The sequence below is a fragment of the Ensifer sp. 38_S197 genome (assembly GCF_056924495.1).
Window position 1 is genome coordinate 3,395,517 of record NZ_JBXOVZ010000002.1, and the last position, 26,824, is coordinate 3,422,340.

At 63.4% G+C, this 26,824-nt stretch carries 25 protein-coding genes and 1 other RNA gene; 11 read left to right on the top strand and 15 right to left on the bottom strand.

Annotated elements, in window-relative coordinates; translation table 11 throughout:
* Positions 1-2 precede the first annotated feature (2 nt).
* From AC1Z3V_RS29595 to AC1Z3V_RS29605, 3 genes are all read right to left on the bottom strand, one after another.
* The gene (locus tag AC1Z3V_RS29595; RefSeq protein ID WP_483503430.1) at positions 3-1,028 is read right to left on the bottom strand and encodes an NADP-dependent oxidoreductase; all 1,026 of its coding nucleotides are present in this window, start codon (positions 1,026-1,028) and stop codon (positions 3-5) included.
* Between the two features lie 399 nt (positions 1,029-1,427).
* On the bottom strand, positions 1,428-2,000 hold the full coding sequence (ilvN, locus tag AC1Z3V_RS29600) for an acetolactate synthase small subunit (protein ID WP_429806713.1): 573 nt from the start codon (positions 1,998-2,000) through the stop codon (positions 1,428-1,430).
* Positions 2,001-2,023: 23 nt separating this feature from the next.
* The gene (locus AC1Z3V_RS29605) at positions 2,024-3,802 is read right to left on the bottom strand and encodes an acetolactate synthase 3 large subunit (RefSeq protein WP_483503432.1); all 1,779 of its coding nucleotides are present in this window, start codon (positions 3,800-3,802) and stop codon (positions 2,024-2,026) included.
* 542 nt (positions 3,803-4,344) lie between these two features.
* Between AC1Z3V_RS29605 and AC1Z3V_RS29610 the strand changes: the two genes are divergently transcribed.
* Both AC1Z3V_RS29610 and AC1Z3V_RS29615 read left to right on the top strand, forming a co-directional pair.
* On the top strand, positions 4,345-5,718 hold the full coding sequence (locus tag AC1Z3V_RS29610) for an MATE family efflux transporter (protein WP_483503434.1): 1,374 nt from the start codon (positions 4,345-4,347) through the stop codon (positions 5,716-5,718).
* Positions 5,719-6,030: 312 nt separating this feature from the next.
* The gene (locus AC1Z3V_RS29615) at positions 6,031-7,764 is read left to right on the top strand and encodes an adenylate/guanylate cyclase domain-containing protein (protein WP_483503436.1); all 1,734 of its coding nucleotides are present in this window, start codon (positions 6,031-6,033) and stop codon (positions 7,762-7,764) included.
* 99 nt (positions 7,765-7,863) lie between these two features.
* Here AC1Z3V_RS29615 and cax read toward each other — a convergent pair whose 3' ends face one another.
* Positions 7,864-8,964, bottom strand: coding sequence for a calcium/proton exchanger (gene cax / locus AC1Z3V_RS29620; RefSeq protein WP_429806704.1), 1,101 nt, complete (start codon positions 8,962-8,964; stop codon positions 7,864-7,866).
* Between the two features lie 320 nt (positions 8,965-9,284).
* Here cax and AC1Z3V_RS29625 point away from each other — a divergent pair, with 320 nt between their 5' ends.
* Positions 9,285-11,327 (top strand): ATP-binding protein, encoded by a 2,043-nt coding sequence (locus AC1Z3V_RS29625; protein ID WP_483503438.1) that lies wholly within the window; start codon positions 9,285-9,287, stop codon positions 11,325-11,327.
* A 202-nt stretch (positions 11,328-11,529) separates the two neighbouring features.
* Positions 11,530-11,931 carry a VOC family protein gene (locus AC1Z3V_RS29630; RefSeq protein ID WP_483503440.1) on the top strand — a complete coding sequence of 134 codons (402 nt, stop codon included), beginning with the start codon at positions 11,530-11,532 and terminating at the stop codon, positions 11,929-11,931.
* Between the two features lie 91 nt (positions 11,932-12,022).
* Here AC1Z3V_RS29630 and miaA read toward each other — a convergent pair whose 3' ends face one another.
* Positions 12,023-12,940: a tRNA (adenosine(37)-N6)-dimethylallyltransferase MiaA gene (gene miaA / locus AC1Z3V_RS29635; RefSeq protein ID WP_483503441.1), complete on the bottom strand. Its 918-nt coding sequence runs from the start codon at positions 12,938-12,940 to the stop codon at positions 12,023-12,025.
* On the opposite strand from miaA, the gene serB reads away from it, so the two are divergent.
* Complete coding sequence (serB, locus tag AC1Z3V_RS29640; protein ID WP_483503443.1) at positions 12,939-13,826, top strand: phosphoserine phosphatase SerB; 888 nt, start codon at positions 12,939-12,941, stop codon at positions 13,824-13,826. The two genes, miaA and serB, sit on opposite strands and share 2 nt — an antisense overlap.
* Positions 13,823-14,395 carry a GNAT family N-acetyltransferase gene (locus AC1Z3V_RS29645; protein WP_483503445.1) on the top strand — a complete coding sequence of 191 codons (573 nt, stop codon included), beginning with the start codon at positions 13,823-13,825 and terminating at the stop codon, positions 14,393-14,395. Before serB ends, AC1Z3V_RS29645 begins: the two co-directional genes overlap by 4 nt.
* Before the next feature lie 39 nt (positions 14,396-14,434).
* On the opposite strand, the gene AC1Z3V_RS29650 is transcribed toward AC1Z3V_RS29645, so the two are convergent.
* A complete protein-coding gene (locus AC1Z3V_RS29650) occupies positions 14,435-15,337 on the bottom strand; it encodes a LysR substrate-binding domain-containing protein (RefSeq protein ID WP_483503447.1) in 903 nt (300 codons plus the stop codon).
* A 132-nt stretch (positions 15,338-15,469) separates the two neighbouring features.
* On the opposite strand from AC1Z3V_RS29650, the gene AC1Z3V_RS29655 reads away from it, so the two are divergent.
* Positions 15,470-15,682: a hypothetical protein gene (locus AC1Z3V_RS29655; RefSeq protein ID WP_483503449.1), complete on the top strand. Its 213-nt coding sequence runs from the start codon at positions 15,470-15,472 to the stop codon at positions 15,680-15,682.
* Positions 15,683-15,873: 191 nt separating this feature from the next.
* Positions 15,874-17,535 carry an arylsulfatase gene (locus tag AC1Z3V_RS29660; protein ID WP_483503451.1) on the top strand — a complete coding sequence of 554 codons (1,662 nt, stop codon included), beginning with the start codon at positions 15,874-15,876 and terminating at the stop codon, positions 17,533-17,535.
* Between the two features lie 231 nt (positions 17,536-17,766).
* Here AC1Z3V_RS29660 and AC1Z3V_RS29665 read toward each other — a convergent pair whose 3' ends face one another.
* The 9 genes from AC1Z3V_RS29665 to AC1Z3V_RS29705 all read right to left on the bottom strand — a co-directional run bounded on the left by AC1Z3V_RS29665 (position 17,767) and on the right by AC1Z3V_RS29705 (position 25,068).
* Entirely contained in the window at positions 17,767-19,293 is a 1,527-nt protein-coding gene (locus AC1Z3V_RS29665; RefSeq protein ID WP_483503453.1) for a DegQ family serine endoprotease, read from the bottom strand.
* Between the two features lie 418 nt (positions 19,294-19,711).
* Entirely contained in the window at positions 19,712-20,098 is a 387-nt protein-coding gene (locus tag AC1Z3V_RS29670) for an ACT domain-containing protein (protein ID WP_429806686.1), read from the bottom strand.
* Between the two features lie 6 nt (positions 20,099-20,104).
* On the bottom strand, positions 20,105-20,290 hold the full coding sequence (locus AC1Z3V_RS29675) for a DUF2065 domain-containing protein (protein WP_429806684.1): 186 nt from the start codon (positions 20,288-20,290) through the stop codon (positions 20,105-20,107).
* A gap of 7 nt (positions 20,291-20,297) precedes the next feature.
* Positions 20,298-21,221, bottom strand: coding sequence for a protease modulator HflC (hflC, locus tag AC1Z3V_RS29680; RefSeq protein ID WP_429806682.1), 924 nt, complete (start codon positions 21,219-21,221; stop codon positions 20,298-20,300).
* Positions 21,218-22,324 (bottom strand): FtsH protease activity modulator HflK, encoded by a 1,107-nt coding sequence (gene hflK, locus AC1Z3V_RS29685; RefSeq protein WP_429806680.1) that lies wholly within the window; start codon positions 22,322-22,324, stop codon positions 21,218-21,220. The genes hflC and hflK overlap by 4 nt, the downstream gene beginning before the upstream one ends.
* A gap of 155 nt (positions 22,325-22,479) precedes the next feature.
* Positions 22,480-23,016, bottom strand: a complete 537-nt coding sequence (locus AC1Z3V_RS29690) for a dihydrofolate reductase (RefSeq protein WP_483503456.1) — start codon at positions 23,014-23,016, stop codon at positions 22,480-22,482.
* The gene (locus AC1Z3V_RS29695) at positions 23,009-23,614 is read right to left on the bottom strand and encodes a glutathione S-transferase (protein ID WP_483503458.1); all 606 of its coding nucleotides are present in this window, start codon (positions 23,612-23,614) and stop codon (positions 23,009-23,011) included. The genes AC1Z3V_RS29690 and AC1Z3V_RS29695 overlap by 8 nt, the downstream gene beginning before the upstream one ends.
* A 143-nt stretch (positions 23,615-23,757) precedes the next feature.
* The gene (locus tag AC1Z3V_RS29700; RefSeq protein ID WP_483503460.1) at positions 23,758-24,552 is read right to left on the bottom strand and encodes a thymidylate synthase; all 795 of its coding nucleotides are present in this window, start codon (positions 24,550-24,552) and stop codon (positions 23,758-23,760) included.
* A 207-nt stretch (positions 24,553-24,759) separates the two neighbouring features.
* On the bottom strand, positions 24,760-25,068 hold the full coding sequence (locus AC1Z3V_RS29705) for a DUF2853 family protein (protein ID WP_429806673.1): 309 nt from the start codon (positions 25,066-25,068) through the stop codon (positions 24,760-24,762).
* A 146-nt stretch (positions 25,069-25,214) separates the two neighbouring features.
* Between AC1Z3V_RS29705 and ssrA the strand changes: the two genes are divergently transcribed.
* The 3 genes from ssrA (at position 25,215) to AC1Z3V_RS29720 (ending at position 26,556) form a co-directional block, all read left to right on the top strand.
* Positions 25,215-25,574, top strand: a transfer-messenger RNA (tmRNA) gene (ssrA, locus tag AC1Z3V_RS29710).
* Positions 25,575-25,708: 134 nt separating this feature from the next.
* Positions 25,709-26,221, top strand: a complete 513-nt coding sequence (locus AC1Z3V_RS29715) for an SspB family protein (RefSeq protein ID WP_483503462.1) — start codon at positions 25,709-25,711, stop codon at positions 26,219-26,221.
* 122 nt (positions 26,222-26,343) lie between these two features.
* The gene (locus tag AC1Z3V_RS29720) at positions 26,344-26,556 is read left to right on the top strand and encodes a DUF4169 family protein (protein ID WP_483503464.1); all 213 of its coding nucleotides are present in this window, start codon (positions 26,344-26,346) and stop codon (positions 26,554-26,556) included.
* Positions 26,557-26,824 lie beyond the last annotated feature (268 nt).

The following is a 26,824-nucleotide window of genomic DNA, read 5'->3' on the forward strand; positions in this document are numbered from 1 at the left end:
GCTTATCGGCTTTCGATCTCCACCACCACCTTGCCCTTGGCGCGGCCGGATTCCAGATAGGCAAAGGCTTCCGAAACGTGCTTGAACGGAAACACTCGGTCGATGACGGGCCGAACCGCCTTCGTCTCAATGAGATCGGCAAGCTCGGCAAGCTCGGCACCATCAGGATGCATGAAAAGATAGCGGTAAGTAACGTCATTTTTCCTGGCGACGGCGCGTATCCTGTAGGATGCAAGCCAGAAAAGCGCCGTCAGGAACACGCCACCGCCGAGATCCTTCCGCGCGGTTTCAGGTTCGGGCATGCCGGCGATGGAAACCACTTTTCCGCCGCGCTTGACCACGCCGAACGACCTTTCGAGCGCTTCGCCGCCAAGCAGATCGAAGACGCCGTCCATGTCGTGCAAGCACTCCTCGAACCGTTGTGTCGTGTAGTCGATCACCACATCCGCGCCGAGCTCCTCAACCAGCGCACGGCCACGAGGAGATGCCGTGGTCGTCACCTCTGCCCCCAGCCTTTTTGCCAACTGGATGGCGAAGGTGCCAACGCCCCCTGCGCCGCCGGATATGAAGATCCTGTTGCCCTGCTTCACGTCGAGTTCGTTACGAAGCGCTTGCAATGCGGTGAGACCGGCGAGAGGCACGCCAGCCGCGGTGCAGAAGTCGATCGACGCGGGCATCCTCGCCAGAAGCTTTGCCGGGACGACCGCATACTCGGCCAAGCCGCCCATGGCATCCTTGGGCATGCGCGCAAAGACACGGTCTCCCGGGGTGAAGAACGTGACGTCTTCTCCCAGTTCCTCCACCACGCCGGCAAGCTCGTTACCCATGACGATCGGCAATGGATAGCGCTGGACGACCCTCAGAGCACCTCCGCGCGTTTTGTAGTCGACGGGATTGAGACCTGCGGCATGCACCCGGACAAGCACTTCGCCACGTGCCGGTCGCGGACGCGCCACGTCGCGCAACTCAGCAGCGCCGGGACCGCCGTATCGTGTCAGAACCAATGCCTGCATCGTCGTGGAGCTCATCCGGCACCCGATACCTTCGGATTTCAATCCGGGATTAGTCGGCGAGAAATGCCGGCAAAGTCAACCGAGCGAATGGTGTAACAGCGTCCGCCAGAACACCCCGCTCTCAAGTGGAATCGCTGGAAGTAGAAAGTTTCTCCCGATTCAACGGACGTTCCAGGGCTTCGCCTGCCCCCTCATCCGGCCTGCCGGCCACCTCTCCCCGCCACGCGGGGAGAAGGAAACGCGCAGCAACCGCCCGGTACAAGGACACCGAGTGCTACCTGCATATATTGGTTTTGGGAGATCAACAGAGCCGCGGCACGCTCGGCACCGTCCTCTCTCCCCGCCTGCGGGGAGAGAGTTAGTCCTCGGGTGAAACCCGAGGAGAGGGGCAATTCCCCCTCACCGGCTCAATAATCACATGCCCTGCGGGCCGCGGTTCATCGCCGCGATGCCGGTGCGGCAGACTTCGATGAGGCCGAGCGGCTTCATGATGGCGATGAACTGCTCGATCTTCGACGGCTTGCCGGTGATTTCGAAGACGAAATGCTCGATGTTTGCGTCGATGACCGAGGCGCGGAAGGCGTCGGCGAGACGCAGCGCCTCGACACGGTGGTCGCCCGAGCCCTGAACCTTGACGAGCGCCAGTTCGCGCTCGATCGGGCGGTCGTGGCCGAGGCTGGCGGCGCGCACCGTCAGATCGACGACGCGGTGCACCGGCACCAGCCGCTCGAGCTGGTTCTTGATCTGGTCGAGCACGTGCGGCGTGCCGCGCGTCACGATGGTGATGCGCGACAGATGCGCCTCGTGCTCCGTTTCCGAGACCGTGAGGCTTTCGATGTTGTAGCCGCGGCCGGAGAAGAGGCCGATGACGCGGGCAAGGACGCCCGGCTCGTTGTCGACGAGGACCGAAAGCGTGTGGGTTTCAGCGAGCTCGGTCTCCTTGGCGATGAAGTAGGCGGAGCCGGTCGGTTGAAGGTGTGCGTTCATTTCAATTGGTTCCTCTACCTATCTCAGACGAGCTGACGGCCCTTGGCGTCGATCGCGTTGGCGACCGCTTCGTCCGTGGCTTCGTCGGGCAGGAGCATCTCGTTATGGGCCTTGCCCGAGGGGATCATCGGGAAGCAGTTGGCGAGATTGGCGACACGGCAATCGAAGATGACCGGTGCCGGCGTGTCGATCATCTGGCGGATCGCAGCGTCGAGCTCGCTCGGCTTGTCGCAGCGGATGCCGACGCCGCCATAGGCTTCCGCCAGCTTGACGAAGTCAGGCATCGCCTCGGTGTAGGAGTGCGACAGGCGGTTGCCGTGCAAGAGCTGCTGCCATTGCCGCACCATGCCCATGTACTGGTTGTTGAGGATGAAGATCTTGACCGGCAGGCCGTACTGGACGGCGCAGGACATTTCCTGGATGCACATCTGGATCGAGGCATCGCCGGCAATGTCGATGACGAGGCTGTTCGGATGCGCGACCTGCGCGCCGATCGCCGCCGGGAAGCCGTAACCCATCGTGCCGAGGCCGCCCGAGGTCATCCAGCGGTTTGGCTGCTCGAAGCCGAAGAACTGCGCTGCCCACATCTGGTGCTGGCCGACTTCGGTGGTGATGTAGGTGTCGCGGTCCTTGCTCAGCTCATAGAGCCGCTGGATCGCGTATTGCGGCATGATGACGTCGTCGTTCGGCGTGTAGGCGAGCGAGTTGCGGGCGCGCCACTTGGTGATCGTCTCCCACCAGTCCGAGAGACGTGCCTTGTCGGCCGACTTGGAAGCCGCGCGCCACAGGCGAACCATGTCTTCGAGGACGGTACCGACGTCGCCGAGGATCGGAACGTCGACGCGGACGTTCTTGTTGATCGACGACGGGTCGATGTCGATGTGGATCTTCTTGGAGTTCGGCGAGAACGCATTGAGGCGGCCGGTGATACGGTCGTCGAAGCGGGCGCCGATGCAGATCATGACGTCGCAATCATGCATCGCCATGTTGGCTTCATAGGTGCCGTGCATGCCGAGCATGCCGAGCCAATTCTTGCCCGAGGCCGGATAGGCGCCGAGGCCCATCAGCGTCGAGGTGATCGGGAAGCCCGTCAGTTCGACCAACTCGCGCAAGAGATGCGAGGCTTCCGGACCGGAATTGATGACGCCGCCGCCGGAATAGATGATCGGCTGGCGCGCGGTGCTCATCAGCTCGACCGCTTCCTCGATCTTCTTCAGGTCGCCCTGCGTCTTCGGCTGGTAGCTCTTCTGGGTCGGGACGGCAGACGGCGGCGTATAGGTGCCGGTCGCGAACTGGATGTCCTTCGGGATGTCGACGACGACCGGGCCCGGGCGGCCGGACTGGGCGACGCGGAAGGCCTCATGGATGATGCGGGCGAGATCGTTGACGTCCTTGACCAGCCAGTTGTGCTTGGTGCACGGCCGGGTGATGCCGACGGTGTCGCATTCCTGGAAGGCATCGGAACCGATCAGCGAGGTCGGAACCTGGCCGGAGATGCAGACGAGCGGGATCGAATCCATCAGCGCGTCCTGCAGCGGGGTCACCGCATTGGTGGCGCCGGGACCGGACGTGACCAGCATGACGCCGACCTTGCCGGTGGAGCGGGCATAACCTTCGGCCATGTGGCCGGCGCCCTGCTCGTGGCGAACGAGGATGTGCTGGATATCGTCCTGCTGGTGGATTTCGTCGTAGATCGGAAGCACGGCGCCGCCGGGATAGCCGAAGATATGCTCGACGCCGTTGTCTCTCAGAGCCTGGAGAACGATCTCCGCGCCTGTCATCTGATTTTCTGTACCGCTCATTGACCTGCTTCCGTCCCTTTTCCCGTTGGGTGCTTAGCTTGTTTGAAGGCATAAAAAAAGGCCCCGTCAGGAGCCTCGTTCAGCGCATGGGTGGCTACCGCCGGATGGTTACACCATCCTGCCCATGCGCCGTCCCACCACAAGAATAACCGCGAAATTTTTCATGGGGCGATTTGATAACCACAAAACCCCCATGCGTCAACGGCTTTTAGTTACACGATCCGGTTCCTGTGCGGAACATTGTTGCGCAAACCGAAGCGCTCGACCGCGTGGCCGGCCGAGAAAGGGGCGACCGGGAGCATGACGATGACGGCACGGCGCCGGCCTCCACGGACGCGCAAGGGCCTCGAGGCCCCGACTTGACGGCGATGCGGCTTGACGCTACCTCCATTGCGGGCTTCAGATCCCCGCCGCTCGCAGACGTCTTCGTCCCGGTGAAATCTGACATCTGACGACACCCTCTCGCCCCGATCGCATTTCGTGTGGCAGGCAATGCGAGCCCCTCCTCTTCCCAGTCGAAATGCGAAGACAAGGAGCGTTGGATGTCCAAGGACATTTCCAGGCACAATACCTTTTTGACCGCGCCCCTCGGCGCGATCTTCGCCAAGACGGCTTTGCCGATCATCTTCGTGATGAGCATGAACGGGCTGTTGACGGTGGTCGATGCCGTCATGCTCGGCCTTTATATCGGTGCCGATGCCGTCGGCGCCGTGACCACGGTGTTCCCGATCTTCATCCTCACGGTGGCGCTGGCAACCCTCGTCGTCAGCGGCATGGCGAGCCTTCTCGCCCGCCATCTCGGCGCCGGCCGTTTTACGGACGCCCGCGGCGTCTTCGCCGGCGCCCATATGCTGGCGCTGACGATCGCCGCTGTGCTGGCCGGCCTGTTCGTCGCTTTCGGCGAGCCACTGGTGCTGATGCTCGCCAATGGTCCGGGTGCCCTCGCCGGCATGGCCTACCGCTATATCGCGATCATCGTCTTCTGCACGCCCATCCAGTTCCTGCTGGCGGTTCATTCGGATGCGCTCCGTTGCGAGGGCCGCGCCGGGCTGATGGCCGGCCTCAGCCTGCTGGTCTCGGTCGCAAACCTCGCCCTCAACTATGTACTGATCGCGCTCTTGGACATGGGCGTTGCGGGCTCCGCCACGGCCACGGTTCTCGCCCAGGTCCTGGCGCTTGGCCTCATCGTCCTCTTCCGCATCGTCGGACGCACCGAGCTCCGCCTCTCGGCCCTGTTCCGGCACAGCCCGTTGACGGGATGGAGCCGCATGATCGCGCTCGGGAGCCCGCAAAGCCTCGGCTTCATCGGCATGGCGCTGGTTTCGATGACGATCATGACCGCGCTGCAGAAGACGGCGGCCGAGAGCTACGACACCACGGTCGCCGCCTATGGCATCATCACCCGCGTCATGACCTTCGCGCTGCTGCCGCTTCTCGGGCTGAGCCAGGCGATGCAGGCGATCGTCGGCAACAACATCGGCGCCGGCCTCGCCGATCGGGCCAACAGCATGCTGCGCCTCGGCCTGCTCGTGGCGCTCCTCTATTGCCTTGCGATCGAAGTCCTGCTCGTCGGATTTGCCGGGCCGGTCGGCGCGTTCTTCGTCGACAGCGATGCGGTCGTCTCCGACGTCGCGCGCATCATGCCTGCCATGGTCGCGATGTACCTCTTCTCGGGTCCGCTGATCATGCTCGGCAGCTACTTCCAGGCAATCGGCGATGCCGGCCGGGCGGCGATCCTGGGCCTTTCCAAGCCCTATCTCTTCACCATGCCGCTGGTCGCGCTCTACGCGTCGACCTTCGGCGAACCCGGCATCTGGTTCGCGACGCCGACCGCGGAGGCGCTATTGCTGGTGGTTGCGATGCTGGTGTTATGGCAGTCGTCGCGGCAACGGGCCGTTGCCCGCCGGCTGCCTTGACGAACGCACGATCGACCCCTGACGGGATCGATCGGCGACGCTGCCATGTTCCGAGCGGAGGAAAACCGCGCGCGGCGGCCCGCGCGCTTTCCGCCAGACCTGTCGGCGGCCAGCTGGAGCGCCGTGCGTGCTGCCGGGCTGGAAGGGCACCATCGCGATCCACGCCATCACCGAAACCCGGCTGCTGCCGGCCAAGCCCCCCGCTTCATCGAGTTTCTGCAGGAACAGATGGGACGGACATAGCCGTAAGCGCAATCATCTTCCGGCACCCATGAGAACACGCTAAAGTACACGCGGCATGCGGAGAGCGGGATGGCAAACGGGCGCGTCGAGCGGCGACTTGCGGTCATCATGGCCACCGATATTGTCGGCTATTCCCGTCTGACGGAGGCCGACGAAACCCGCACGCTCGACACGATGAGACGGCTGCAGACGTCCATCCTTGCGCCCGGCATCACCGCTTGCGGCGGCCGGATCGTCAAGCTGATGGGCGACGGCACGCTCGTCGTCTTCAACTCCGCCGTCGATGCGGTGGATTGCGCCATATCGCTGCAGGAGGCGCTGGCTTTCGACCAGCAGGAGCAGCCGACCGATGACCGCATCCTCGTCAGGATCGGCATCAACCTTGCCGACGTCGTTATCGAAGGCGACGATCTGCTCGGCGACGGCGTCAACGTCGCCGCCCGCCTCCAGGCCTCAGCCACCCCCGGCGGCATCTGCATCGCCGATGTCGTCCATCGGCAACTCGGCGCCAAGGGCCGATCGGCCTTCCTCGACGGCGGAGAGATCGCGCTGAAGAACATCACGCGGCCCATCCACGTCTGGCACTGGACGGACGCGCCGACGATCGGCCCATCGATGTCGCAAGCCAGCGCGCGCACGTCGATCGCCGTCCTGCCTTTCGAGAACCTGAGCAACGCGCCGGACCAGACCTTCTTCAGCGATGGCATCACCGAGGATATCATTGGTGGCCTTGCCCGGTTTCGCGCCCTTTCCGTCACCGCCGCAAGCTCCTCCTTCAACTTTCGCGGCGAGCACGCCGACATAAAGGAAATCGGCCGCAAGCTCGGCGTCACCTATCTCGTCGACGGCAGCGTCCGGAGGGCGGGCGAGCGCATGCGCATCACCGCGCGGCTGATCGAGGTCGCCAGCGGAACCCATCTTTGGTCAGAACATTACGACCGCAGCCTGACGGATATTTTCGCCATTCAGGATGACGTAACGCGAATGATCGTCTCCACACTCGTCGGCCAGATCGAAAGCGCAGACCTGCGCCAGGCGTTGCGCAAGCCGCCGAAGAGTCTTGCAGCCTATGAATTCTACCTGCGCGGGCTTGCGCATATTCGCGGTTACGAGCCGGACGACAATCGGCAGGCGCATGCCATGTTCCAGGCGGCCGTCGACCGCGACCCGCAGTTTGCGCTCGCCCATGCCTATTTGGCGCTCGCCATCATCGCCGAACAAGGCTACGGCAACGCGCCATCGGACGTTCTCGACACCGCGCTCGCGATCGCGCGAAAGGCCGTCTCGCTCGATGAGGCCGAGAGCGGTTGCCAGCGCATGCTGGCGATCATCCAATTCTATCGTCGCGAATTCGAGCTGGCGGAGCGGCACTATCGCCGCGCCTATCTGCTCAACCCGAACGACGCCAATACGCTGGTGCAGATGGGAGGGCTCTTGGCGCGGCGCGGCAAGCTCGATGAGGCGATGGAGTGGATCAACGAAGGCTTCAGGCTGAACCCGTTTCCGCCGCCCTGGTACAGCGCCACGCTCGGCAACGCCCTGTATATCCTCGGCCGCTACGAAGAGGCCGCGGCGGCGCTGAAGGAACTGCCCAATCCCGGCCCCTTCACGCTCGCACGCCTCGTCGCCTGCCACGCCCAGTCCGCCAACGCGGCCGCCGTCGAAGAGACGAAGGCCCGCCTTCTCCAGGTGTGCCCGGACTTCTCGACGGAAGACTTCATCCGGCGCGGCCTGTTGCTCGAGCGTGACGAACACCGGGATCTGTTTCGCCAGGGCCTGCTGAAGGCAGGGTTGCCGGCGTGATGCAATCGGCTGGCCCGAACATTTCCCGATCGTTTCCGCTTGTCGTTTGGCTCCCCGGGCCGGATTCGAACCGGGAACGAGCCAGCCGGCGGGTGCGCCTCACGGCTGCACTTGCGGCGGCAGCAGGAACAGGGTCATGCCGAAGATCACATAGACCGTCAGCGCCAGAACGCCCATGTACCAGGCAGACCGCCCGCCGTTGGAAAGGAGCGTTGCGGCCATTGTCGCGATCAGCATCATCACCACCGCACCCGGCCAGAATTGCAGGTTCATGGGCTGCGGGCCGATGACATAGCTCAAGAGCACCAGCAGCGGTGCGACGAAGAGGGCGATCTGGGCCGCACTGCCGAGCGCGACGCCGACGCTCAAGTCCAGCCGGTCCTTGCGCGCCGCAGCGAAGGCCGTCGCCATCTCGGCGGCGGCACCGACCAGGGCCACCACGATGAAGCCGACGAAGGCCGGCGTCATGCCGAGCTCTTCGGCCGCCACCTGCACCGATCCCACGAAGACCTCGCTGACCAGCGCCACCAACACCGTGACGGCCAAAAGCACGACGATGCCCGTCGCCAGCGGCCAATGCACTTCGTCCTCGCCATGCCCGGAGCCGGCAGAGACGAAGAGCTCGCGGTGCGTCCTCAGCGAAAACAGCATCCACAGCCCATAGACGACGATGAGCACGATGGAGAGGCCGGCGCTGAGCTGCTGGGTGAAGGCCGTCTGCGGCTGGCTGTCGGCGCTGCCGATCAGCGACGGCACCAGCACCGCGACCGTCGCCAGGAACAGGAGGCTTGCCTGGAAGCGCGCATTCACCCGGTTGAATTCCTGCAGGTGATGGCGCAGCCCCCCGAAGAGGAACGAGCCACCCAGCATGAACAGCGTGTTGGTGACGATCGCACCGGCGATCGATGCCTTGACCAGCAGATACTGGCCGGCATTGAGCGCCATCAGCGCGATGACGAGTTCCGTCAGGTTGCCGAGCGTCGCGTTGAGGAGCGCGCCGATCGTATCGCCGGTCCGTGCCGCAACCGCCTCCGTCGCCTGGCTGAGCAGGGCCGCAAGCGGCACGATGGCGGCGACAGAGAGCAGGAAGAGCAAGGTGTGCGCGCCGGGCCAGATATGCTCCCCCGCGATGACGACGGGTACGAAGACAAGCAGCCAGAGAATGGGTGTCCGGCGCAAATAATCCAATGCACTGCCCATGGCGGCCTCCCCCCACGCGAACCCGCAACAATCCGTGATCGGCCGCACCATCGCGGCCGCCGGGCCAACCGGATGCCACGCCCGGCCGGATCGGCTGGTCACGGCACTATGATTATTCCGCATCCGGCGGAAGCGCATTGACTTTTATCAAGCCGACCCGGTTCTCCCTGTTCGCCGAGCGGCCTCGCTACCGCGCTGATCGACGTCGCCTCAGCCGGTGTCCTTCGCCACGTCCTGGGCTGAACGTCCGGCAAATCCGCGAAACCACTTGTTAAATCCCCCCGGCTAACATGAGCGGCTGTGATGCCGGGGTTTTTGCGTTGCTGAACAATGAACTTCATTCCTCGATCCGCGCAGGAGAGCAGGATCGCCGTGACGGCCTGAAGCCCGGCAACCGGTTCCTGGGGCGTGTCGTCGCGTGCAACGGCGCGCGCGCCACCATCGCGGCCGTCGCCGAAAACGGCGAGACGTCGCTGACCGAACTCTGGTCGGTCGGGCGGCTGATCTCGATTTCCGTCGGCAGGAACCGTGTCGTGGCTCTGGTCTATTCGATGCAGACCGCCTCGGCCGAATGGGGCGAGGAAGCCAACAACACCTTCCGCATCGAAGTCGAGCTGATGGGCGAGGTCCACATAGGACCCGATGGACGCGAGGAGTTTTCCGCAGGCATCAGCCAATATCCCTATCTCGGCGCTATCGTGCACCGCATTCGCGCGGCCGACCTTGCCCGCATCTACGATTCCGGCCGCAGCGATAGCTGCATCATCGGCAAGCTCACCCAGGACGAAAGCCTCGACGCGACGATCCACGTCCCCTCGATGCTCGCCAAGCACTTCGCCATCGTCGGCACGACCGGCGTCGGTAAATCGACCGCGGTGACGCTGCTGCTCAACAAGGCGATCGCCTCCGATCCGAAGCTGCGTGTGCTGATCCTCGACCCGCACAACGAGTTCGCCGCCGCCTTCCCGGAGCTTGCGGTCGTCATCGACACCGACACGCTCGACCTGCCCTTCTGGTTCTTCCGCCTCGAGGAATTCGCCGAGGTGATCTTCCGCGGCCGCCCGGCGCCGCCGGACGAACTCGACATGCTGCGCGATATCATTCCCGAAGCGAAGAAGGCTTTCCGGGGTGGCGAATCCAGCCTCATGCGGCGCCAGACCGAGAAAAGCTCGATCACCGCGGATACGCCGGTGCCCTACCGCATCGCCGACCTCCTGTCGCTGATCGACGAACGCATCGGCCGGCTCGAGGGGCGCAACGACAAGCCGCATCTGCGCTCGCTGAAGGTCAAGATCGTCTCGGCGATCAACGACCCGCGCTACCATTTCATGTTCTCCTCGAACACCATCACCGACACCATCCAGGACACGATCGCCAAGATCTTCCGCATTCCCGGCGATGGGAAGCCGATCGCCACCTTCGAGCTTGCCGGCATTCCCTCGGAAGTCGTCAATTCGGTCGCTTCGGTGCTCTGCCGCATGGCCTTCGAAATCGGCCTGTGGAGCAATGGCGGCATCCATATGCTCGTCGTCTGCGAGGAGGCGCACCGCTACGTGCCGGCCGATCCCTCGCTCGGCTTCCTGCCGACCCGCCAGGCGATTGCCCGCATCGCCAAGGAAGGCCGTAAATACGGCGTCTCGCTCGGCGTCATCACCCAGCGCCCCGGCGAACTGGACCCGACGATCCTTTCGCAATGCTCGACGGTCTTTGCCATGCGGCTTGCCAACGACCGCGACCAGGAGATCATCCGTTCGGCCATTCCGAACTCGTCGACCTCGACCACCAGCTTCATCTCCTCGATCGGCAACGGCGAAGCGATCGCCTTCGGTGAGGCCGTGGCGGTGCCGATGCGCATGCGCTTTTCCCGCATCTCCGAAGAGCGCTTGCCGCGCGCCCACGGCATCGTCGACCGGATCGACGTGGATGCGCCGCCGACCGTCGATCTGCGTTCGATCGTCAGCCGCATGCGGGCGATCAACGGGCCGGATATTTCCAGCTTCCAGCAGAGCTACATGGCAGCGTCGACCGGCAGCGAAGAGCGTCTCTGGGACAGCGAACTCGGAGCCGGATCCGCAAGCGAGACGGAACAAGGCTTCGCGGACTCGGCTCTGGCTGCCGAGCCCTACCGCCCGGACATGCTTCCGCGCACCACCATTTCCCCCAATCCCGAGCTGGAGCGCTTCAACCAGATCCGCCAACACCTTCTGAACGAAAAGCCCGCGGCCGAGCAGCCAGCACCCCGCTTCGGGGCGGCGGCGCCGACCGGACACGGCTCCCCGGCCGCCGGCGATCGGCCCCGCGAGGGGTCGCTCCGGGAAAGCCTTCTGAAGCGGCCGCTCGGCAGCATCATCCGCAAAACCTAAAGCATGTCGCGATCTTTCAGATTCGCTCCTTGCGCTTCAAGTTTTTGATATTTCGCATGTCGTTATTTTAAAGCGTAAGTTCGCCCAAGCGGCTGGCGGGGAACTTTTGCGGCAGGCATTTCGTTGGTGCGGATAATCCCGGACGCCATGCCCGGAAGCGTCCGTCAAACATTCAACAACATCTAGGCATTCGGAGGCCGCCATGGTCGCAAGCGTTACCCCTTTTTTGATGTTTCAGGATGGCGTGGCGGAGCAGGCCATGGCCTTCTACATCTCGCTATTCCCGAATGCCGAGGTGCTGGAGATCGAGCACTACGGCCCGGGCGAACAGGGGCCTGAAGGCAGCATCAAGGTCGCACTTTTCCGGCTCGGCGCACAGCGGGTCAGGTGCATCGACAGCCCGGTCAAGCACGCCTTCGATTTCACCCCGTCCTTCTCTTTCTTCGTCGAATGCCAGAGCGAGGACGAGATCATCACGCTCGCGACCATGCTGGCCGAGGGCGGTGCCGTGCTGATGCCGCTCGACAATTACGGATTCAGCCAGCGCTTTACCTGGGTCAACGACCGCTTCGGCGTGTCCTGGCAGTTGAACCTCGCCGACTGAGCCATCCTGGCTGCCGCCTGCCCTACAGCACCGCGCGTCCTATCAGACGCGCACAGGTCGCTGTAGCACTTCGATTTTCTGAATGTCTAAATCAAGCGCGGAGCACCGCGTCAGCGCTTTCGATGCGCCGCCAGCTCTCGTGGAGCTGGTTGCGGAACCAGGTCATCTGGCGCTTGGCATATTGCCGCGTGGCAGCGGCACCGGCCTCGATCGCCTCGGCCTCCCCGATCTCGCCTTTGAGGAGTGCCGCGATCTGGCTGACGCCGATCGCCTTCATCACAGGCATTTCCGGCGGCAGGTCGAGCGAAAGCAGCGCCTTGACCTCATCGATCGCGCCGCCGGCAAGCATCAGTTCGAAGCGGCGGTTGATGCGGTCGTGCAGAAGCTTGCGCTCCGGCAGCACCACATATTTCTCCGCCCGGTCCGGATCGACGATGACAGGGCCGTTCTGCCGCTGGAAGAAGCGGATCGGCCTGCCGGTCGCCTCCACTACTTCGAGCGCCCGGACGATCCGCTGGCCGTCGCCGACGTTCAATGTCGCCGCCGTCTCCGGATCCTTGGCTTCGAGGTCGCGATGAAGGGTTTCGGGCCCTTCGGCCTTCAGCCTTTCACGCAGGCGCTCGCGGATCGCGGCGGGGATCTCGGGCATGTCCGAGAGACCACCGGTCAGCGCCTTGAAATAAAGCCCGGTGCCGCCGACGAAGACCGGCAGCCGTCCCTCCTGCTTGAGCCTGGCAACGAGCGCTTGCGCCTCGCGCACCCAGGCGCCGGTGGAATAGGCGGCGGCCGCCGGCACATGGCCGTAGAGGCAGTGCTCCACACCGCCCATATCCGCTTGGTCGGGCCGCGCCGTCAGCAGCCGCAGCGTGTCATAGACCTGCATGCTGTCGGCATTGACGACCACGCCGCCGTGGCGCCGCGCCAATTCGACGGCAAGCGCAGACTTGCCGCTGGCGGTCGGCCCGGTTATCAGGATCGCGTCGCTCTCGGTTTCAAGGTTATTGTCCATGGCTCTCGTTGCCACGCTTATCGCCAATCCGTCAAATCCTGTTCTGATGCCCGCGCTCGCGGAAGCGGCTGCCAATGCCGTCAAGGCGTCCGGCCTTTATTGGCTGGCCGATGGCGTCGCCTGCGACATCGCGCTGAAGGACGGCACCGACGCGAACGCGGCCGAAGCGCTGCTGCGCGCCGAAATCGGCACCGCCGCCATCGACGTCGCCGTGCAGGACGCCGAGAGCCGTCGCAAGAAACTGCTGATCGCCGACATGGATTCGACGATGATCGGCCAGGAATGCATCGACGAACTGGCCGCCGAAGTCGGCCTCAAGGACCAGGTGGCGGCCATCACCGCCCGCGCCATGAACGGCGAGATTGCCTTCGAGCCGGCCCTGATCGAACGCGTCGCACTGCTGAAGGGCCTGCCGCTCGGCGTCGTCGACGAGGTGATCGCCAAGCGCATCACGCTGACGCCGGGAGGGCGGCAACTGATCGCGACGATGAAGAGCAAGGGTCACTACACCGCGCTCGTCTCCGGCGGCTTCACCGTCTTCACCGGGCCGATCGCCGAGATGCTCGGCTTCGACGAGAACCGCGCCAACACGCTGCTTGCCGAAGCGGGCATCCTGACCGGCGAGGTCGCCAATCCCATTCTCGGCAAGCAGGCGAAGGTCGATGCCCTCATCGACATCACCGCTCGCCTCGGCATCTCGACTGGTGAAGCCCTCGCCGTCGGCGATGGCGCCAATGATCTCGGCATGATCCAGCTCGCCGGCACCGGCGTCGCACTGCACGCCAAGCCCGTGGTGGCCGAGCAGGCCAAGATTCGCATCGACCATGGCGATCTGACCGCCCTTCTCTATCTCCAGGGCTATCGCAAGACGGATTTCGTCGGATGATCATCGGCGAGACCGGCCGGCTGCGCATCCGGGCCTGGAAGAACAGCGATCGCGATCTCTTCTTCGAGATCAACAGCGATCCCAAGGTCATGGCGTTCTTTCCCTTCCGCCGCAGCCGCGCGGAAGCGGACGCGCTGTTCGATCGTGTCGGCCGCGGCATCGCCGAAACCGGCCTGGGTTTCTTCGCGGTAGCGCTAAAGGCCGTCGACCAGCCGATCGGCTTCTGCGGCCTTGCCTTGACGGATCTGGAACCGCACTTTCCCAATGGCACGGTCGAGATCGGCTGGCGGCTCGCCGCCCGCTATTGGGGCCAGGGCTACATCACCGAAGCGGCCTCCGACCTCCTGCGCTACGGCTTCGAGGAAAAAGGGCTCGACGAGGTCGTCTCCTTTGCCGTCGCCGCAAACACCCGCTCGACAGCGGTGATGCAGCGGCTCGGCATGCACCGCGACGCAAGCCGCGACTTCGACCACCCCCGCGTCCCCGCCGACCAGCCGGCACTGGTGCGTCATGTGCTTTACGCCATCAGCGCCGAGGAATGGCGGGCGCGGCAGGCGAAGGCCAGGTAAGCGCCTCCCTTCGACCGGGCCCCAAGCGTCAACTCGACCTCACCTCTTCCGCTCCGCTCCAGGATAGCTCCGCTCGATCCAGGCGACAAAGGCCTTTGCCGCGTCCGACAGCGCCTCGAAGCGCCGTGCCACGAGAAAGAACGTGCCATAGGGCACCGAGACATCAAAGGGCTGGAGCAGCCGGCCGGTCTCGATATCGTCACGCGCGTGGTCGCGGTCGATCAGCCCGACGCCATTTCCTCTGAGCGTCGCCTGAAGCACCATCGAACCATCGGCGAAGATGGCGCCGCGATCCACCTTGACCGGGCCGGCGCCGGCGGCTGCAAACCAATGTTCCCAGAGCTGCCGGTTGTCCTCATGCAAGAGCGCGTACTGCATCAAGTCTTCGGGTCGCTCGAGCGGCCGCCCGCCTGCCGCCAGCGCCGGCGCGATCACCGGGATCATCTCGACTTCGGCAAGCCGGCGCGTCTCCACCCGCGGCCATGAATCGACGGTGAAGCTGTGGCGGATGGCGATGTCGGCATCGCCGCTGCGAAACTCGGCGAGCCGGGATTCCGCATCGATCTCCAGATCGATCTCCGGATGCGCATCCTGGAACTCCTGCAGATGCGGCACCAGCCAGCAGCCGGCGAAAGACGGCTCGGCGCTGACCCTCAGGGTCTGCGAGAGCCGCCACCCCGAGAGCATGTCGAGGCGCTCGCCCACCATGTCGAACGCCGCCGTCAACACGCCGAGCAGGGCGCGGCCATCGGCGGTCAGGCGGACGCTGCGGTGATGCCGCTCGAACAGCGGCCGGCCGATCAGGTCCTCGAGCCCGCGCACCTGCCGGCTGATCGCCGCCTGCGAGACGAAAAGCTCGGCGGCAGCCAGCGTGAAGCTCTCGAGCCGCCCGGCCGCCTCGAAACTCCGCAACGCTGTCAGGGGCAAGCGTCCGCGCTTCATGCATAACCTCAAGTCATTCGAAGGCGATAGTAAACTCGTTTGAGGGGCGCGGGCAAGTGCGCTGAAATACTGGAGCGTCCCTTGTGCGTTCATCCAAACGCATGGCGCTCTAGGCAGCAAGGAGGTTCAGCCATGCTCGCGATCATCGAAGTCCTGTTCGACGCCCTGCGGCTGATGACCTTCCAGCCGATGCGCAAAGGATCCAACCAGCCCTCGTGTACCATGGCAACGACGACGAATGCTGATGCCGAGACCCCGCAGGCATATCGGTTATTCCTCACACCTGCCCCTCACCCTCGCTCCGCAGGCGGGAGGAGGAACCGCGATCAAACCTCCCGACTGTGAGTGCGACGATCGCTGCGAGTGGTACCGAAATTACCGTAATGTACTTCTCGCTACTTCGCCGCGAGCGTACATTCGCAAATACTCGGCCCAAACGTCGCCCGAAACTCAGAGGGCGCTCTCTCGTCATTAAATAAGCTTGCCATCGAAATTCGTGGTCCTTGGGTTCCGAGCTAGAGCAACGGGAGGATGGTATGAGTAACCATCGAGACGGCGCAGTGAGCCCCGACGACCAAGTCACCCTCAGCCGGCGCAACGTCCTGCTCGGAGGCTGCGCGCTGGCCGCGGCAACCGCAGCCTATGCGACAGTGCCCGCGGGACAGAGCGCACGGGCTCAGCAGGCAGGAGCAGGCAAGCCGAACATCCTGGTCATCTTCGGCGATGACATCGGCTACTGGAACGTCAGCGCCTACAACCGCGGTATGATGGGCTATCGCACGCCCAATATCGACCGTATCGCCAAGGAGGGCGCGATCTTCACGGATCTCTATGCGCAGCAATCCTGCACCGCCGGTCGCGCTGCCTTCATTACCGGGCAGAGCTGCTTCCGCACCGGCCTGCTCAAGGTCGGGCTGCCCGGCGCCAAGGAAGGGCTGTCCGATAACGACCCGACGCTTGCGGAATTGCTCAAGCCGCAGGGCTATGCAACCGGCCAGTTCGGCAAGAACCACGTCGGCGACCGCAACGAGTTCCTGCCGACGGTGCATGGCTTCGACGAGTTTTTCGGCAACCTCTACCACCTCAACGCGGAGGAGGAGCCGGAGAATGTCGACTATCCGAAAAATCCCGAATTCCGGGCGAAGTTCGGACCACGCGGAGTCCTGCACACTTTCGCAACCGACACTGACGACCCGACAGAAGACGGGCGCTTCGGTCGTGTTGGCAAACAGAAGATCGAGGACACTGGCCCACTCACCCGCAAACGCATGGAAACCGTTGACGAGGAGTTCCTCGCCGCGGCAACGGCCTTCATCGACAAGAACGCCAAAGCCAACAAGCCGTTCTTCTGCTGGTTCAATTCGACGCGAATGCACATCCACACGCACCTCAAGCCGGAGTCTGAAGGCAAGACCGGCCTTGGGATAGAGGCCGATGGCATGGTCGAGCACGACGGCATGGTCGGCCGGCTCTTGAAGCAGCTCGACGATCTCGGCATCGCCGACAACACCATCGTGCTGTGGACCACCGACAACGGCGCGGAGGAGTTCTCGTGGCCCGATGGCGGCACGACCCCGTTCCGCGGCGAGAAGAACGCGAACTGGGAAGGCGGTTATCGGGCGCCGGGCGTGATCCGCTGGCCCGGCGTCGTCAAGCCCGGCACCGAGATCAACGAGATCGTCTCACACGAGGATTGGGTACCGACTTTTGTGGCGGCAGCCGGCGAGCCGGACATCGCCCGGAAGCTGCTGACCGGATACGACGCGGCTGGCAAGACCTTCAAGGTTCATCTCGACGGCTACGACCAGCGCACCCTGCTGGCCGGCGCCGGCCCCGGTGCCCGCAAGGAGTATTTTTTCTGGACCGACGACGGAAATCTCGCTGCCTTGCGCTACGAACGGTGGAAGGTGGTGTTCATGGAGCAGCGGGCACATGGTCTGGATGTCTGGCAGGATCCACTGGTAACGCTCCGGCTTCCCAAAATCTTTGATCTCCGGGCCGATCCTTTCGAGATGGCCGATCACGACTCCGGCGAGTACGAGCGGTGGCGTGTGGATCGCACGTACCTCCTCGTGCCTGCGCAGGCGCTCGTGGCCGAGCATCTGAAAACCTATGTCGACTTCCCGCCGAGACAGAAACCGGGCAGCTTCTCGCTCGACCAGGTGCTCGCAAAGCTGCAGGAGGCCGGAGGGAAATGAGCGCATTCCGTTGCGTGCTGTAGCGCTAAGCCTTCATGAGGCTGGGGTGTGAATTCACCCCAGTTTCAGCTCCGCGGCACCCGAGATCGCGCTTGAATCAAAATCTGAGGAAGCGGATTCGATCTGTCAGCGTGCGCCGCGATCGATCTGAAAAGACTCTACAATCGCCCTCGCCCGAGAGCAGCGCCGCGGCACCGAACAGATGCCGCAGCCGCACATCATGGTGGAGCCCTATTCCACCCGCACCGTGACGAAGCGCAGTTCGCCGGTCTTGCTGGAGAGCATCAGCAGCGCATTGCGCCGGCCGTCCGATTTCAGCTCCTCGACCCGTTGGGCAACGTCGTCAGGCGAGTCCATCGCTTCCTGCCCGACCTCGACGATGACGTCGCCCGGCTCGACGCGCCGTTCCGCCGCCGCCGAATTCGGCGAGACCTCGGTAATGACAACGCCATCCACGTCCTCGGCAATGCCGTATTTCTTGCGCGTCTCTTCGTTCAGCGTCGCAAGCTTCATGCCGAGCACGACGTCGGTCGCCGGTAGCGGAGCCGCTTCGGGCTTGTCCGGCTTCTGCGTCTCGTCGCCGGTCGTCGCCGCCGGCGCGCTTGCAAGTTCACCGCCGTCCTCGAGGCGACCGAGGGTGACCTTGACCGTCTGCTCCTTGCCGTCACGCACCACCACCACATCGACCGCCTTGCCGACGGGGCTTTCGGCAACGGCACGCGGCAGGTCGCGCATTTCGGTGACATCGCGGCCATCGAACTTGACGATGACGTCGCCGGCCTTGATCTCGCCATGCGCAATCGGCCCGCCCTCGATGATGCCGGAGACAAGCGCGCCATGTGGCGTCGCCATCTTCAGGGTCTCGGCGATATCGTCGGTCACCGGCTGGATACGGACGCCGAGCCAGCCGCGCCGGGTCTCGCCGAAATCCTTGAGCTGCAGCACGACATTGGCGGCCAGCTCCGTCGGCACCGAGAAACCGATGCCGATCGAGCCGCCGGAGGGCGAGATGATCACGGTGTTGATGCCGATCACTTCGCCGGCCATGTTGAAGAGCGGCCCGCCGGAATTGCCGCGGTTGATCGCCGCGTCCGTCTGGATGAAGTTGTCATAGGGGCCGGCATTGATGTTGCGGCCGCGCGCCGAAATGATGCCGACGGAAACCGAACCGCCGAGCCCGAACGGATTGCCGATCGCCATCACCCAGTCGCCGATGCGCATCTTGCGCGAATCGCCGAAGGGCACCGCCTTCAGTGGCGCTTTCGGCTCGACCTTCAGCACGGCCAGGTCGGTCTTGGTATCCTTGCCGACGAGCTTCGCCTTCAGCTTGCTGCCATTGGCAAAGTTGATCTCGATATCGTCGGCGCCTTCGATCACGTGGTTGTTGGTGACGATGAAGCCGGTCGGGTCGATGACAAAGCCGGAGCCAAGAGAATCGACCGTGCGCTGGCGGTTACCGCCCTGGCCGCCCTGCCCTTTGAAGAATTCATCGAAATAGGGCTGATAGGGCGAACCCTCCGGCACCTGCGGCGCCGGCGCATCGTCGTCGTTCTTGACCTTCTGCGAGGTCGAGATATTGACGACCGCGTCGAGCAGGCCGGCCGCGAGATCGGCAACGGAAGCGGGACCGTTCGTCGGCGGGCGGATGGCCGCATTCTGCGCGAGCGCCGTATTGCTGAAGGCAAGCGCGCCTGCGAGCGCCAGAATGCCCAAGGAGGTGCCAAGCGAGTAAGCTCGGGATTTCGTTCGCGTGGACAAGTCGCTTAGGCTCCTCTCGATGCGCGATGGTCGACCGGTTCTCCTGGCCGCCACCTCTCCTGGATCCCGATGATCTGAGGTCCAACCGGCCCAAGATCATAGCGTGATCGTTTGTCATAAATTAGAGCGGGATCCGGGGCGGAAAACCGCATGCACCTTTTCTCGTCCCGCTCTGGCCTACGGCGTTGAGGCGCCATAGGACTTTGATTCTTCGCATAATCTTGCGTCAACCGGAACCGGCAACAGCGTTTATGCAGCAGGAACCGTCGATGCAATCCGCAGACCGCTCGACATCCGACCATACCAGAAGATAAGGCGGAATTCCGAAGCGTCCAAACACGATTTCCTGATCCCCGCGCAGAGGACTGCTGGAGGTTAGAAGATACCGGTTGCGCGTTCTTGGAAGGGGCGCGACGCGTCAGGTCGTCAGGTCGTGCCCGTGGTCCTTCAAGGCCTGGACCGCCTTGTCGAGATCGGAACCGGCAACAAAGACATAGTCGGTGCTGAAGGTCGAGTTGGCGAAGACGCCGACGCCGGCGGCCGAAAGCGGCCGGAGCACGGAAGACAGCACGCCGGGTACATCGAAGGCAAAATGCTGTTCGACACGGAAGCAGCGCCAGCCGAGCGAACTCTGGACGCTGGACGGCACGCGAGCGGCACGGCAGACCAGCGTCATCTCTTCGCGCGAGCTCGAAATGGTCCAGAAGCCTGGCCCCGGCAACCATTCGGGTATGCTGGAGCCGATATTGAGGCGGGTGATGGCGTATTCGGCATCGACCAGCCGGATCAGCAGTTTATGTGGCATTTCGCATTATCCTCGAAGCAACCATACAAGTCCGACCCCGGCAGCCACGGAAACGACCCCCGCCAGTCGAAGCTGATGTTCGGGGACATACGGCAAACGCTTCGCCATTTCCACCAAAACCAAAGGGGCCAGTGCGTACACCAGCCCCTCGATGATCAGGAAGAACGCGATTCCCGTCAGGAAATCCGACATCGCTCGCCTAGTTCCCGGTGGTTGGTTGCGGCGCCGCGGCAGCCGGAGCCGTGCCTTCGGAATTGTTGAAGAAGCGGAAGAATTCCGAATGCGGCGACAGCACCAGCGTCGTGTCCGCGCTGCCGATCGACTGGGTATAGGCCGACATCGAGCGGTAGAATTCGAAGAACTTCGGATCGCGCGCAAAGGCGTCGGCAAAGGTCTTCGTCCGTTCGGCTTCGCCCTCGCCGCGCAGGATTTCCGAATCGCGCTGGGCGTCGGCGACGATCTCGACGACCTGACGGTCGGCGATGGCGCGGCGGCGCTGGCCCTCTTCGTTACCGCGGGCGCGGATCAGTTCCGCTTCCGCCAGACGCTCGGCCTTCATGCGGTCGTAGGTCTGCTGCGAGACTTCCTGCGTCAGGTCGGTGCGGCGGATACGGACGTCCTCGATGTTGAGGCCGAGCGACTCGGCGTCGCCTTTGAGGTCGGCGCGAACTTCACGCATCATCGACGCGCGCTCGTCGGAGAGCGCCGCCTCGAAGCCACGCAGACCGTAGACGCGACGCAGCGATGCATCGAGACGGGTCCTGAGACGCGATTCCGCCGAATCGCGATCACCCGAAACGGTTTCGCGGAAGCGGCGGGGATCGGCGATCTTGTAGACGACGAAGGCGTCGACTTCATAGAACTTGCCGCCCGAAACCTGGACACGGATGTTGTCGAGGTCGAAGCGCAGCGCCTGGTCTTCGACATACTGGACACGGTCGGCGTCCATGAAGGCGAAGGGCAGCTTGAAGTAGAGGCCCGGCTGGGTCTTGACGTCCTTGATCTGACCGAAGCGAACGACGATCGCCTGCTGGCGCTCGTTGACGACGAAGACCGAGGAATAGATGCCGACAAAGACGACGGCGAGCAGGATCAGGATGACAGAGGTACGATTGTTGATCACTGGGCTGCTCCCGATGCTGCTGCGGCGGCTCCCGACTGGACGGGCCGGCCGATTTCATTCAGCGGCAGATAGGGCAGAACGCCCTGCCCGTTCTTCTCGTCGAGGATCACCTTCTTCGACTTGCCGAGAACACCCTGCATCGTTTCGAGATAGAGGCGCTTGCGGGTCACGTCGGGCGCCTTGGAATATTCGTCGTAAACCGAGATGAAGCGCTGCGCCTCACCCTGTGCTTCCTTGACGACGCGGTCCTTGTAGGCGGCCGCCTCTTCGCGAATCTGCGCGCCCTGACCACGAGCCTTGCCGAGCACCTGGTTGGCATACTGGTTGGCTTCTTCGACGAAGCGGTCTTCGTCCTGCTCGGCGCGCTGCACTTCGTCGAACGCGTCCGCCACTTCACGCGGCGGCGCTGCGTCCTCGATCGCGACCGTGTTGACGGAAACGCCGGCACCGTAAGTGTCCATCGTCGCCTGAATCGTGCTCTTCACGTCGGCAGCGATCGCCTGACGGTTGTCACGGAAGATGTCCTGTGCCGGACGGCGGCCGACCACTTCGCGCATGGCGCTTTCGGCCACCCGCTGCAGCGTGTCGGACGGATTTTCGACATTGAACAGATAGGCCTTCGGGTCGGTGACCGAGAACAGCACCGAGAACTGCACGTTGACGATGTTCTGGTCGCCGGTCAGCATCAGGCCGGAATTCGACTGGCCGCTGCTGCGCCCGCCGATGTTCTGCTGCTGCTCGGTGATCTTCACGAACTCGACGGTCTCGAACGGCCAGAAGTGGTAGTGAAGCCCGGGCATCGAGATTTCGTCCTTCGGCTTGCCGAAGCGCATCTCGACGCCGCGCTCGTCCGGCTGGACGGTGTAGATCGAGTTGATCAGGATGAAGCCGACGATCAGCAGGCCGACAATGGCAAAGACGCCGCCGTTGAAGCCGCCGGGAACGACGTTCTTAAGCTGGTCCTGGCCGCGGCGAATGATCTCTTCCAGATCCGGCGGGCCGCCCTTGCCGCGCGGCCGGTTTGGCCCCTGGCCCCATGGCCCCTGATTGCCGCCGCCGCCGCCCCACGGGCCGCCGCCGCCATTCTGATTGCTCCAGGGCATCAAAACCTCTCTATTGAAACTTTCCACGCCAAACGGCCGCGCCACCGCACGGTCGTCTACGATGTCAAACCGTTATAGGTATCACCCGCACCGCTTTCAACGCGATAGGACCGAGTTCACCGTAAATGGTTCAAAATAGTTGACGATCCGGCGCGTCAGGCTGTCGCACGTCGCCTAAAGGTGACGAAATGCATGGCGTGGCTGTCCTTTTCGCCCTGCGGCAGGTCTTCCTCGAACACCTTCTCGAAGGCCTCAGGATCGATATCCGGGAAGCGTGTGTCGCCCTCCACCGTCGCCTGGACCTCGGTCACATGCAGGATATCGGCCACGCCGATCGACTGGCGATAGATCTCTCCGCCGCCGATCACGCAGATCTCTTCGGCGCCCGTCGTCTGAGCCTCACGCTTCGCGAGCGCGATCGCAGCCTCGAGCGACGGCACGACATCAGCGCCTTCCGCGATAAAATCCGCGTTGCGGGTGATGACGATATTGGCGCGGCCCGGCAGCGGTCGCCCCAGGGAAGCCCAGGTCTTGCGCCCCATGATCACGGGCTTGCCGATCGTCAGCGCCTTGAAGCGCTTGAGATCGGTCGAAAGCCGCCAGGGCAGATCGCCGTCGCGGCCGATGACGCCGTTGGCGGCGACCGCCACGACGATCGATATCTTCGGATGTGTGCTCTTCGTCTCAGTCATGGAATCCGTTCGGTTTGCTGTCGATTTCCCGTGCCCGGTCATAGGCCGCCCGGTCGGTCACCACGCGTATGTAGCGGTCGACCACCGTGCTCTCCGGCAGGATCTTGCGCATCCACTGCAGCGCGCTTGCCAAGAGCAGATCGGCCGCGCTCATCGTCTCGCCGAGCAGATAGGTCTGGCGGGTGAGCACGTCGATCACGTGCGCGCACATCTCGTTGTAGAGACGTGCCTGGGCCGGATTGTTGATGGTGGCGCCGGAAATATGGGCGAGCGCCGTCGGCTCGATCACGCCGGCATAATAGGCAAGCCAGGAAAGATAGGCGCCGCGATCCTTGTGGCCCGGCGGGCGCCCGAGGCTGCAATCGGGATAGAGATCGGTGAGATATTGCACGACCGCCGCCGACTCCCAGATCACCGCGCCGTTGTGCAGCAGCGCCGGCACCTGCTTGTGCGGATGCGGATTGTTGTCGTCGGGCGCGCCGGAGCCATCCCAGCGGCGAATCGAGACGTAACGGATCTCGTATTCGGCGCCCAGTTCCTCGAGCAGCCAGACGATGCGCGACGACCGCGACAGGGGCGCATGGATCAGTGTGAGCATCATACCTCCCTCAAGGGCGAGCCCTCCCCGCGCCTCTTCGCCGCGGCCATGACCGACGGCTTCACGGCCCCTCGGTGCCTGCCGCGCAACACACGCCAGACATCATATCCGGCGCGGACACGGGACCGCTGCGCTCGACTGCCTTAGACCGCGATCGGCGCCTTGATCGTTGAATCAGCTTCGTAGCCGACGAGCGTAAAGTCTTCGAAGCGGAAAGAAAACAGATCCTTCACGTCAGGATTGATCTCCATCCGCGGCAGCGCCTTCGGCGTGCGGGTGAGCTGCAGCCGGGCCTGTTCGAAATGGTTGTGATAGATGTGCGCGTCGCCGAGCGTGTGGACGAAATCGCCTGGCTTGAGGCCGGTCACCTGCGCCACCATCATCGTCAAAAGCGCGTAGGAGGCGATGTTGAAGGGCACGCCCAGGAAGATATCGGCGGAGCGCTGGTAGAGCTGGCAGGAAAGCTTGCCATCCGCCACGTAGAACTGGAACAGGCAATGGCAGGGCGGCAGCGCCATCTCGTCCACCAATGCCGGGTTCCAGGCCGAAACGATGTGACGGCGCGAATTCGGATTGGTCTTGAGGCTTTCGACGAGCCCGGTGATCTGGTCGATATGGCGTCCATCCGGCGCCGGCCAGGAGCGCCACTGGTAGCCATAGACCGGGCCGAGGTCGCCGTTTTCGTCGGCCCATTCGTCCCAGATGGTGACGCCGTTTTCCTTGAGATAGGCGATATTGGTATCGCCCTTCAGGAACCAGAGCAGCTCATGGATGATCGAGCGCAGATGCAGCTTCTTGGTGGTCAGCACCGGGAAGCCCTTGGCGAGATCGAAGCGCATCTGGTGGCCGAAGACCGAGCGCGTGCCCGTTCCCGTCCGGTCGCCCCGGTCGGTTCCGTTGGTCATCACATGATCGAGAAGGTCGAGATATTGCTGCATGGTCTGGCGCCGCCGATTCGTAATGCCCCAAATTTAGGACGAAGCCGGCGGCGAACCAATGACCTCCGGGTGATTATCCCGGATAATTCGGCCATTCCCTGAAGCGGGATGAGGAAACGTGCGCGTGGCCCGCCCGTATCCCGCTCCAACGATCGGAAGCGATCACATCTATGGTTTGGGGCCTGGTCGGCCCGAAGCCAAGGTGAGTTACAGAGCCTGCAGCTTCCCGAGGTTCTTCGCCACCAGGTAATAGAAGGTGACGCGCGACTTGGAGCGATCGGCGGACATCGCCTTGACGGTGGCGTCGATCGCCTTGTCCGCGTCGGCGCCGCTGATGCCGAGCTTCTTCTCGCACCATTTTTCCTTGACCCGTTCGAGCTCCTTCGGGTCCGTCGCCGAAACGAGCGAAGAATCCTTGTTGCGAAGGGCAATGCCAAGGTGGCGCACGATCTTGTTCACGATCGCCTCGTCGGCACCGCTGTCGTATTTCAGCACATCTGCGAGGTAGTCCGTCATGAGGCCTCCAAGTTGCTTCGTTTCTCGAAACTGCGGCCGGGATCTTGCCGGCCGCATGCAGCAGCGGGAGTTTTTCATGGCTGTCGGTCAAGTCAAGGCGGTTCGGCGCCGGGCAGTCCGGGACAAAGTCATATATCCGACACATCCCCCTTTTCTTGGAGGCCGGAAAGACCTATATGAACGGTGCCGTCTTCGGGCGGCTATGGCAATAAACGGGCGATGAAATAAACCCATTGGACCCGGGGGCGGTACCCGGCGCCTCCACCAAAAACCGATCTCCCGAGGATCGGCTTTTGATGGGGGCGAAATAGGATCGACAAGGGCGTAAAGATCGACTTTTTGCTCGGCATTGTACCACCGTTATCGGGCTAAACTTATAGTTGCAAACGACAACTATGCTGAAGCACGTCTCGCTGCCTAACGGCGGTGCGGCACTTCAAATCAAGCCCTTCCGGGTAGCACCGTAAGGCGGGGTCCGAAGGCACCTGGCAACAGAAGCCTTCACCTTCTCCCCCGGCTCGAAATGGTCTATAGATGCTCAAATAATTGACTCGTTCCTTGTGGATGGGCAATGAAAAGTCGACGGCGGATAGCCGACGGAAAAGCAGTAAGATTGAGTTCGAGGAAAGACGGGACACTCATGGGCCAGGACCACATCCGCTACGACATTCTGGCACAGGACGCGCTGCGCAGCGTCATCCGCAAGGTCCTGACCGAGGTCGCCACGACAGGCCATCTGCCCGGCGAACACCACTTCTTCATCACCTTCCTGACCGGCGCGCCGGGCGTGCGTATCTCGCAGCACCTCAAGGCGAAGTATCCCGAGCAGATGACCATTGTGGTCCAGCATCAGTTCTGGGAACTGAAGGTAACCGAAGCCGGCTTCGAGATCGGGCTTTCCTTCTCCGATACGCCGGAACGGCTGGTCATCCCGTTCAACGCCATCCGCGGCTTCTACGACCCCTCGGTCAATTTCGAGCTGGAGTTCGATGTCGCTGCCGGCGAGGAGGAGGAAGTGGAATCGGCCGAAATCACCGCCTATCCGGTCCCGGAGGAAAACGGCGAGGCCACGGCCAAGGACGACAAGCCGACCGAACCGAAAAACGGCGGCGGCTCGGTCGTTTCGCTCGATTCCTTCCGCAAGAAGAACTGATCACCACCGACTGCATGTTTCCTTTGACCGCAGACGGCTGAAGGACGGAACATGCAGCCAGTCAAAGTGCTACAGCGACCTTTGCGCGTGCAAGACGCGCGGCGCTGAGGGAGCCTCGGATCATGACCGGCGACGTCGTCAATCTGCGCCAGTTCCGCAAGCGCCGTGAGCGCACGGAAAAGGAAAAGCAGGCCGAACAGAACCGCATCTCCTTCGGCCGCACCAAGTCCGAAAAATCCCTGACAAAGGCGCTGAACGACAAGGCGGAGATCCGCCTCGACCAGGGCCGCCTGGAACGGCCGGCCAAGGACGAAGGCGGCGACGGCAAGGACTGAGCCGCCCTCCTCGCAGAAAACGATTCCGGAGCAAGGAGTTGCGGCCACTTTCCGAATCGAAATGCCAACGGAAGCATGTCGCGCAAAGCGTGCGGCGGTTTGCGACAACGAACATACGAAATATCAAAACTTGAAGCGCAAGGCGCGCATCGCGATGCGCTTTAACCGAATCAATTTGGAAGCGCCGCGTGTGGCGGCTTTTCGCCGGCATCCTGCTCCAACTTATAGGGGGTGCGCGCAAGCCGCCCCAAAGTCATATTGATCCAGA

Excerpts from the sequence above, each read along its gene's own strand:
- AC1Z3V_RS29670 (WP_429806686.1), bottom strand. The coding sequence starts at position 20,098 with ATGCCACATAAACTGCTGATCCGGCTGGTCGATGCCGAATACGCCATC.
- miaA (WP_483503441.1), bottom strand. The coding sequence starts at position 12,940 with ATGGACAATAACCTTGAAACCGAGAGCGACGCGATCCTGATAACCGGG.
- AC1Z3V_RS29690 (WP_483503456.1), bottom strand. The coding sequence starts at position 23,016 with ATGACTGAGACGAAGAGCACACATCCGAAGATATCGATCGTCGTGGCG.
- AC1Z3V_RS29675 (WP_429806684.1), bottom strand. The coding sequence starts at position 20,290 with ATGTCGGATTTCCTGACGGGAATCGCGTTCTTCCTGATCATCGAGGGG.
- AC1Z3V_RS29650 (WP_483503447.1), bottom strand. The coding sequence starts at position 15,337 with ATGAAGCGCGGACGCTTGCCCCTGACAGCGTTGCGGAGTTTCGAGGCG.
- AC1Z3V_RS29630 (WP_483503440.1), top strand. The coding sequence starts at position 11,530 with ATGGTCGCAAGCGTTACCCCTTTTTTGATGTTTCAGGATGGCGTGGCG.
- AC1Z3V_RS29605 (WP_483503432.1), bottom strand. The coding sequence starts at position 3,802 with ATGAGCGGTACAGAAAATCAGATGACAGGCGCGGAGATCGTTCTCCAG.
- AC1Z3V_RS29645 (WP_483503445.1), top strand. The coding sequence starts at position 13,823 with ATGATCATCGGCGAGACCGGCCGGCTGCGCATCCGGGCCTGGAAGAAC.
- AC1Z3V_RS29615 (WP_483503436.1), top strand. The coding sequence starts at position 6,031 with ATGGCAAACGGGCGCGTCGAGCGGCGACTTGCGGTCATCATGGCCACC.
- cax (WP_429806704.1), bottom strand. The coding sequence starts at position 8,964 with ATGGGCAGTGCATTGGATTATTTGCGCCGGACACCCATTCTCTGGCTG.
- AC1Z3V_RS29705 (WP_429806673.1), bottom strand. The coding sequence starts at position 25,068 with ATGACGGACTACCTCGCAGATGTGCTGAAATACGACAGCGGTGCCGAC.
- AC1Z3V_RS29655 (WP_483503449.1), top strand. The coding sequence starts at position 15,470 with ATGCTCGCGATCATCGAAGTCCTGTTCGACGCCCTGCGGCTGATGACC.
- ilvN (WP_429806713.1), bottom strand. The coding sequence starts at position 2,000 with ATGAACGCACACCTTCAACCGACCGGCTCCGCCTACTTCATCGCCAAG.
- AC1Z3V_RS29610 (WP_483503434.1), top strand. The coding sequence starts at position 4,345 with ATGTCCAAGGACATTTCCAGGCACAATACCTTTTTGACCGCGCCCCTC.
- AC1Z3V_RS29695 (WP_483503458.1), bottom strand. The coding sequence starts at position 23,614 with ATGCTCACACTGATCCATGCGCCCCTGTCGCGGTCGTCGCGCATCGTC.
- AC1Z3V_RS29660 (WP_483503451.1), top strand. The coding sequence starts at position 15,874 with ATGAGTAACCATCGAGACGGCGCAGTGAGCCCCGACGACCAAGTCACC.
- AC1Z3V_RS29720 (WP_483503464.1), top strand. The coding sequence starts at position 26,344 with ATGACCGGCGACGTCGTCAATCTGCGCCAGTTCCGCAAGCGCCGTGAG.
- hflK (WP_429806680.1), bottom strand. The coding sequence starts at position 22,324 with ATGCCCTGGAGCAATCAGAATGGCGGCGGCGGCCCGTGGGGCGGCGGC.
- serB (WP_483503443.1), top strand. The coding sequence starts at position 12,939 with ATGGCTCTCGTTGCCACGCTTATCGCCAATCCGTCAAATCCTGTTCTG.
- AC1Z3V_RS29595 (WP_483503430.1), bottom strand. The coding sequence starts at position 1,028 with ATGAGCTCCACGACGATGCAGGCATTGGTTCTGACACGATACGGCGGT.
- AC1Z3V_RS29715 (WP_483503462.1), top strand. The coding sequence starts at position 25,709 with ATGGGCCAGGACCACATCCGCTACGACATTCTGGCACAGGACGCGCTG.
- AC1Z3V_RS29700 (WP_483503460.1), bottom strand. The coding sequence starts at position 24,552 with ATGCAGCAATATCTCGACCTTCTCGATCATGTGATGACCAACGGAACC.